Source organism: Carnobacterium sp. 1290_CSPC, assembly GCF_001053265.1.
Lineage (GTDB): Bacteria > Bacillota > Bacilli > Lactobacillales > Aerococcaceae > Aerococcus > Aerococcus urinaeequi.
Window position 1 is genome coordinate 1 of record NZ_JVVG01000043.1, and the last position, 5193, is coordinate 5193.

The 5193-nt window shown below is 39.0% G+C and carries 6 protein-coding genes, 2 tRNA genes and 1 other annotated feature; all 8 genes read left to right on the plus strand.

Annotated elements, in window-relative coordinates; genetic code table 11:
- The first annotated feature begins 72 nt into the window (after nt 1-72).
- The 8 genes from AC973_RS03130 to AC973_RS03165 all read left to right on the plus strand — a co-directional run bounded on the left by AC973_RS03130 (nt 73) and on the right by AC973_RS03165 (nt 5074).
- Nucleotides 73-143: transfer RNA gene (locus AC973_RS03130), tRNA-Cys, on the plus strand.
- Between the two features lie 40 nt (nt 144-183).
- Nucleotides 184-267, plus strand: a tRNA-Leu gene (locus tag AC973_RS03135).
- Between the two features lie 152 nt (nt 268-419).
- Entirely contained in the window at nt 420-857 is a 438-nt protein-coding gene (locus tag AC973_RS03140; RefSeq protein WP_048727177.1) for a LytTR family DNA-binding domain-containing protein, read from the plus strand.
- A gap of 13 nt (nt 858-870) precedes the next feature.
- A complete protein-coding gene (locus AC973_RS03145; protein WP_048727180.1) occupies nt 871-1278 on the plus strand; it encodes a hypothetical protein in 408 nt (135 codons plus the stop codon).
- 139 nt (nt 1279-1417) lie between these two features.
- Nucleotides 1418-2005 carry a chromate transporter gene (locus AC973_RS03150; RefSeq protein ID WP_048727184.1) on the plus strand — a complete coding sequence of 196 codons (588 nt, stop codon included), beginning with the start codon at nt 1418-1420 and terminating at the stop codon, nt 2003-2005.
- A complete protein-coding gene (locus tag AC973_RS03155; protein ID WP_048727187.1) occupies nt 2002-2571 on the plus strand; it encodes a chromate transporter in 570 nt (189 codons plus the stop codon). Before AC973_RS03150 ends, AC973_RS03155 begins: the two co-directional genes overlap by 4 nt.
- Nucleotides 2572-2655: 84 nt before the next feature.
- Nucleotides 2656-3669, plus strand: coding sequence for an LLM class flavin-dependent oxidoreductase (locus tag AC973_RS03160; protein ID WP_192828980.1), 1014 nt, complete (start codon nt 2656-2658; stop codon nt 3667-3669).
- A gap of 240 nt (nt 3670-3909) precedes the next feature.
- Nucleotides 3910-4160: a binding site (T-box leader), on the plus strand.
- Between the two features lie 77 nt (nt 4161-4237).
- A complete protein-coding gene (locus AC973_RS03165; RefSeq protein ID WP_048727193.1) occupies nt 4238-5074 on the plus strand; it encodes a MetQ/NlpA family ABC transporter substrate-binding protein in 837 nt (278 codons plus the stop codon).
- The last annotated feature ends 119 nt before the right edge of the window (nt 5075-5193 follow it).

The window sequence follows — 5193 nt, forward strand, 5'->3', positions numbered from 1 at the left end:
AGCGGTAAGGCAACAGACTTTGACTCTGTCATGCGTTGGTTCGAATCCAGCTATCCCAGTTTTTTTATTTATGGCGGTATAGCCAAGTGGTAAGGCATGGCTCTGCAAAAGCTTGATCGCCGGTTCAAATCCGACTACCGCCTTTCACGCTTTTTGAAAAACATGCAAATATTATATTGATTTGCCGGTGTGGCGGAATTGGCAGACGCGCTGGACTCAAAATCCTGTGTCCTTACGGACGTGCCGGTTCGACCCCGGCCACCGGTATCAAATGAAGCATCAACGATTTATGCGTTGGTGTTTTTTTTATACCTTTTTTTGCATTTGAGATTTGATTCAATGCACTTCGCTAAGGATGTGTTGATTTTAAGATTTAGCAAACATAAAATGGGTTATAACAAATTGAAAGAAGGGTATGAATGAGATTATTACTGAAAGAAGATGCCAATATTGAAGAAGCGATGATAGAAGTGACTTATAAAACATATGATCGTAAACTTCAGCAATTGATTAATCTAGTAGAAGAGAAGAATATTGATTTACCGGGTAAGTATCAAGGTGAGACGCATTTTATCAATATGAAAGATGTTTGCTATATAGAAAGTGTGGATAACCTCACGTTCTTATACACAGACCAATTAGTATTTGAAAGTAAAGAGAAACTCTATTTTTTTGAAGAACGGTTATTAAATACTAGTTTCTTGCGGATAAGTAAAAACACACTTTTAAATATGGATTATCTAAAAAGTGTTTCGGTACTGCCGAATTACAAATTGGAAGCTAAATTACTGAATTTAGAAAAATTAGTGATCAATCGTCATTATACAAAGGACATTAAAGCATATCTAAACATATAAAGGAGAGCATCAAATGAAAAACTTTTTTAATTATAATCTTGCTAATATGACTTATATTTACTCAGTACTAGTTTTACTAAGTGCTATTTCCTCAGCTATTAGAACCGAGAATAAAAATATTTCAAGTTTGGATTTGATTCTAATGGCGGTATTGGTTTTATTAATGACTATAATTGCCAATATAGTGGCTACTATCGATTTTAAAACAGCTATCCAGTATCACCTTGCTAACAGTTCTGCTCAACTAGGGGGATTAATCCTACTCCAAGTTATCTTCACACCCAAACCGATAAATGTTATACCATTGCTTGGGAATATAATGGTTTTCTTATTGATATATCTTTCAGTTTATAAGATCCATAAAAATAGAATGGAATACTTGGCTACAGAAATAAATCGTAAACTTGGATACAAGCAATAACAAATGCATTTATCTATAATGAAGCATGAGTTTGGATGAAACGCATGCCACATAAAGGAGTTATTTTTCAAATTCTCAGGGCCAATTCTGTATAATGGAGGGTGAAGGTAAGATACGGATTTTATGGGGAGGGAATCTTATGGAGAATAAACAATCAGATAATAAGTTAGCGATTTTACGGCAATTATTTATATCGACCCTTATTTTGTCTGCTTTCACTTTTGGTGGGGGTTATGTGATTATCACCTTGATGCGGAAGACTTTTGTGGATGATTTGGGTTGGATTGATAAAGATGAGATGCTTGATTTGGTGGCGATTGCCCAGTCGGCACCGGGTGCCATTGCGGTTAATGGAGCGATTGTAATTGGTTATAAGTTGGCAGGGTTGGCGGGCGTTTTAACGGCTGTGGTTGGAACGATTATCCCGCCGTCTACCATTATCACCCTGATTTCTTTCTTCTATGACGCTTTTCGGTCTAATGTCTGGATTTCCTTGTTACTAGAAGGGATGCAGGCTGGGGTGGCTGCAGTCATTGTGGCGGTAGTCATTCAAATGGGGAAAGAGGTCACTGACACCAAGAATCCATGGTTGATTACGGCCATGTTCCTGGCTTTTGTGGCCAATTATATCTTCAACATCAATGTGGTCTTGATTATTTTAACGGCTGCAGCTTTAGGTTTGGGTAAATTCTTGTTTGACCATTTTAAAGGAGGGAAAAAGGCATGATCTATCTACAACTGTTTCTTTCTTTTTTAAAGGTGGGTGCTTTTAGCTTTGGGGGCGGGTATGCGGCCTTACCTTTAATCCAGGATGAAATTGTGACCAACCACCAATGGTTAAGCCAGCAAGAGTTTACGGACTTGATTACCATTTCTCAAATGACGCCAGGTCCGATTGCCATAAATTCGGCGACTTTTGTGGGCAATCAGATTGCGGGTGTACCAGGTGGGATTGTGGCGACGCTTGGATCGGTCTTTCCATCGATTATTTTGGTAACCATTTTGGCCTATGTTTACATGAAATACCGGAATTTGGATTCACTGCAGTATGTGCTAAAAGCCCTTCGTCCAGCGGTTGTAGCTATGATTGCGACGGCAGGGATGTCTATTCTAGTGACGAGCTTTTGGGGCGACCAAGTGGTGGGGGTACAAACCATCAACATCGTTGCGATTGTCATTTTTGCTATATGTTTAACTTTATTATTTAAAACCAAGTGGGACCCAGTGGTGATCATGCTATTGGCTGGGGTCTTGAATTTGGTGGCTTATTTAGCACAAGGATTAGTTTTTTAATTAAAGTCAGGATTAGTCAAGTCGTATTTCTTTCTAGTTCAAGATGCACCGGCTATAATAGTAGGGAGCATAAGAATAGAGAGGATGTTTTTTGTGGAATTAGGCGTGCACGATTTAGTGACGATAAGTAAAGGGGAATCGGCTGAAGGTGCGGTTGAACGTACCATGCGATTTGTCCAAGAGATTGAGAAAATGAATTATAACCGGTATTGGTTTGCGGAACATCATAATATGCCAAGTTTGGCGTCGGTGTCACCGGAGATGTTGGTCGCTTATGCGGCAGCTAAAACAGACCGCATTCATTTGGGTACGGGTGGTACCATGATTATGCATTATTCACCGCTGAAGATTGCAGAAAATTTTAAGTTGCTGACGGCTTTAGCGCCAGGACGGATTGATATTGGGCTAGGACGGGCGCCAGGTTCAGGACCGGATGAAATTAAGGCACTGGCTGAAGGGCGGCCACAAACCTTTACAGACATGTATGATAAAATCCAAGTCATTTTAGATTATTTGGCGGATAAACAAGCACCAGATTTTTATGGTAAGGTCCGGGCCATGCCACAAAACCTCAAGCACCTAACTGAACCTTGGATGCTAGGGTCTTCAGGTCAATCAGCCATGGTGACGGCACAAATGGGCTTGGGTTATGCCTTTGCTAAATTCTTTGGGATTGAAACGGATCCGGACGTTTTTAAATTGTACCGGGACCGGTTTGAGCCGAGTGCATTTTTCCAAAAATCCAAAGTCATGGTGTCTTATATGATCATTGTGGGCGAAACAGATGAGGAAGCAGATTATTTAGCTAAACCCATTGAATTGATGCAAATGGGGATTAGGACTGGTCAACTCTTGCCGAATATGAGTCCTGAAGAGGCTAAAGACTACAGTTTAGGTGTTGGGGCTCAAGCCTTGTTAGAGGACTACTTAGCTAAACGATTTATTATCAAGGGGTCTAAAGAAACGGTGAAAGCCATTCTGGATGATGAAATTGAAACGCTTGGTATAGACGAAATTTTAGTTTATGCACCGATTTTCGACGAAGAGAAACGCCTGCAATCTTACCGTTATTTAGCGGAGATGTTTGATAAAATTTAATTTGGTTAAGCGATAACGATATATTATGGGGGAACTGTCTGCGGATGGTTCTCTTTTTTATGGATGAAAGTATAAGCCATTTGTTTAGAAAGATTACAATTGAGCTAAACTTTCTATTTACGTAGTGAGCCTATTCAGAAAATAAGATTATCGTGATAGTTTTCACCGATTATTATTGATATAAATCCCAAATCTCTCTGCCGTTGACAGGTTATAGCAATTTAGCTATTATTTAGTTAGACATTACCGAAGACGGGATAAGTAAATAGGCATCAATTTTAGAGAGGTTTCGTTTGGTGAAAGAAACTATTGGTAAGTATTGAAAATGGTCCTTGAGGTAGAAGTGATTCGAGTGACCATTTTGGTCATAAGATGAGCTCGTGTGGCGCCGTTATCCGCTAATCCTATCCTGTATTTTGAATATGGCGTAGGAGTGAGGGAAAGAATATCTTTCTAAAGTAAGGTGGTACCACGTGAAATGCGTCCTTAGTCGAGATAGCTAGTTTAGCTGTTTGGACTAAGGGCTTTTTTATTGAAAAGACTGGGAAAATGAAAAGGGGAAATAAATATGAAAAAATTTGTTAAATTAGTTGGGTTTACTTTAGGATCGTCATTATTGTTGGCTGCATGTGGTAGTACAGAAGATAACACGGTACAAATCGGGGTTGTTGGTGATGACACGACAGTTTGGGATAACGTGGCTGAACGTGCGAAAGAAGAATACGACATCGATATTGAATTGGTAAAATTCAATGACTACAATACGCCAAATGATGCCTTAGCGGACGGGTCAATTGACTTGAACTCCTTCCAAACAATCATCTTCATGAATAACTATGAGGAAGCATCAGATAATGACTTCACACCAATCGGTAACACAATTATCACACCTTTAGGGATCTATTCTGAAAAACATGAATCAATTGAAGAAATTGGTGAAGGACAATCAGTGGCTATTCCAAATGATGTAACGAATGGTGGTCGTGCCTTAAACTTATTACAAGAAGCTGGCTTTATTACACTGGATGAAGAAGCATCTGCGTCATTTACACCAACTGTTGATGATATTACCGAAAATCCTTATAACTTAGATATCCAAGAAGTGGATGCAGCGCAAACTGCCCGTTCAATAAACGATGTCGACTTCTCAGTGATTAATGGGGGTTACGCGGTAGATGCGGGTTACTCACCAAAAGAAGATGCTTTATTCTTAGAGCCAAATTCTGAATCAGCTCAACAATATATTAATGTAATTGCAGCTAGAACAGATGAAGCTGATAATGAAACATTTAAACAAATTGTAGAAATTTACCAAACAGAGGAAACAGCAAGCTTAATTGACGAGGTATATCACGGTGGTCAAGTACCCGCTTGGGATGAGTATGGTTTTGCACCAGTTGAATAATATCTGAGCTTATCTCAGGTATATAGAAGTAATCATCAGTTTACGAATTTAATAAAAAAAGGTTCTATAATAAATAGTGTTGGTGAGAATTCATATTGAATCTCATTGACACTATTTTT

Coding starts and splice junctions, on each gene's coding strand:
- AC973_RS03165 (WP_048727193.1), top strand. CDS start 4,238: ATGAAAAAATTTGTTAAATTAGTTGGGTTTACTTTAGGATCGTCATTA.
- AC973_RS03150 (WP_048727184.1), top strand. CDS start 1,418: ATGGAGAATAAACAATCAGATAATAAGTTAGCGATTTTACGGCAATTA.
- AC973_RS03160 (WP_192828980.1), top strand. CDS start 2,656: ATGTTTTTTGTGGAATTAGGCGTGCACGATTTAGTGACGATAAGTAAA.
- AC973_RS03155 (WP_048727187.1), top strand. CDS start 2,002: ATGATCTATCTACAACTGTTTCTTTCTTTTTTAAAGGTGGGTGCTTTT.
- AC973_RS03145 (WP_048727180.1), top strand. CDS start 871: ATGAAAAACTTTTTTAATTATAATCTTGCTAATATGACTTATATTTAC.
- AC973_RS03140 (WP_048727177.1), top strand. CDS start 420: ATGAGATTATTACTGAAAGAAGATGCCAATATTGAAGAAGCGATGATA.